At 48.6% G+C, this 1643-nt stretch carries 2 protein-coding genes; both read left to right on the top strand.

Going from position 1 to position 1643, the window contains the following annotated elements; all coding sequences use genetic code 11:
- Positions 1-1073, top strand: a 1073-nt coding sequence (locus KDK19_RS05390; protein WP_257291498.1) for a WD40 repeat domain-containing protein, incomplete at its 5' end; no start/stop codon positions are given.
- A gap of 152 nt (positions 1074-1225) precedes the next feature.
- Positions 1226-1643 (top strand): hypothetical protein (locus tag KDK19_RS05385; RefSeq protein ID WP_257288619.1); only part of this gene is annotated, 418 nt, incomplete at its 3' end.

The raw sequence follows: 1643 nt of genomic DNA, 5'->3' as shown, positions 1-1643 counted from the left end.
CTGATTGTGAAAAGTTTAATTTAGTTTCAAAATCCATCATTTACGAAAAAGCAATTATCAACTCAGCCGCCCTCAGTGCCGATGGCCGCCATCTTGTCACCGCCAATAGAGACAACAAAGCGATCATCTACCGCCATACGATAGATGGATCATGGGCAGTTAAATCCACCATTCCCCATCAAAGTATGGTCTTATCAGCTACATTCAGCCCCGATAGCCAACACGTGGTGACCGTCAGTTGGGATGGCACAGCAAAACTATATAGTTTGGGGGGCGATGAATCATGGGAGCAAAAAGTCATCATTTCCCACAGGCACACCGCCAGCTCAGCCACATTTAGTACCGATAGCCGCCATGTCATAACCAGCGGTTGGGATAACACAGCGAAAATCCATAGCCATAATGACGATGGATCATGGAAATTAACAGCGATTTTTTCCCATAATAATTTTGTCACATCAGCCACCTTTAGCGCCGATAGCCACCAGGTGGTCACCTCCAGTTACGACAGAACGGCGAAAATCCATTGCCAGAAGACCGATGGATCATGGGAAGAAAAAGGTGTCATTCCCCATGATGAGCTTGTCAATGCAGCCAGTTTCAGCCTCGATGGCCATCATGTGGTGACCGCCAGTAAGGATTCCAAGGCGAAAATCTATAGCAAGGAGGCCGATGGATCATGGGTACAAAAAGCCATCATCCCCCACGATGCTGAAGTCAACTCGGCCACCTTCAGTCCCGATGGCCGTCATGCAGTGACTGCCAGTGACGATGGCATAGTGAAAATCATCGGCCAGAAAGCCAATGGCTTATGGGAAGAAAAAATCATCTTCAAGCATAAGTATGGCGTCTTGTCTGTTACCTTCAGCCCTGATGCCCGCCATGTGGTGACTGCCAGCAGGGACAACACGGCGAAAATCATTGGCGAGAAAGATGATGGGACATGGTCAGAGAAAGCCAGCATTGTCCATTGCTCCACGATCTCATCAGCCACCTTCAGCGCCGATGGCAGCCATGTGGTAACCGGCAGTTGGGATCACTCGGTGGAAATCACTGAACTACAAAGGACGTAATAATTTAAGGTGAAGAATCAGGCAAGGCGAACATCAGTACCTGGCCAATGAGCCAGCACTTTTGAATTCCAAAGGGTCAGGTAATTAAGGCGCTTGGGAGAACTCTTATTTACTTTTACTGTCTTAAGAGCACAATGGGAGGTTACTTTGCCATGAATTACGAATTACCACCATCCTGCGGTTCAGGATCGCAACCGTCACAAAACCGCTTGCCTGATGCCCATCGGGAAACAACGCCTGCATCTAATTTAAACCCGAATGCGCTACCGTTTGTTCCTCGTGGTTCGAGGGATGATCGGTCTTTGGACACGCCCCCAACTATTCGCCGTCGGCGAACCACTGCGCACAGGGCATCTTTTTCTCAAAGGCCGCAGCCGTCAACCAACAAGCAATCGTCTAAGTCGGCAAAACAAAAAGTCAACGAAGCTTTCGAAGAATTAAAAAACCAACATTTCACCTATGCAGAAGAACAATTCCTGGCCATCTTGCAAGAATGCCCGGACGAACTCAGCCGAGCTGACTATCAAAACTCAGTCCTGGGGCTGGCCAGATCGCTAAAAGAGCAAACCC

The sequence above is a fragment of the Endozoicomonas sp. ONNA1 genome, from assembly GCF_024606325.1.
In the GTDB taxonomy this organism is placed as follows: domain Bacteria; phylum Pseudomonadota; class Gammaproteobacteria; order Pseudomonadales; family Endozoicomonadaceae; genus Endozoicomonas_A.
This window is presented reverse-complemented; position numbering and strand designations above follow the sequence as displayed.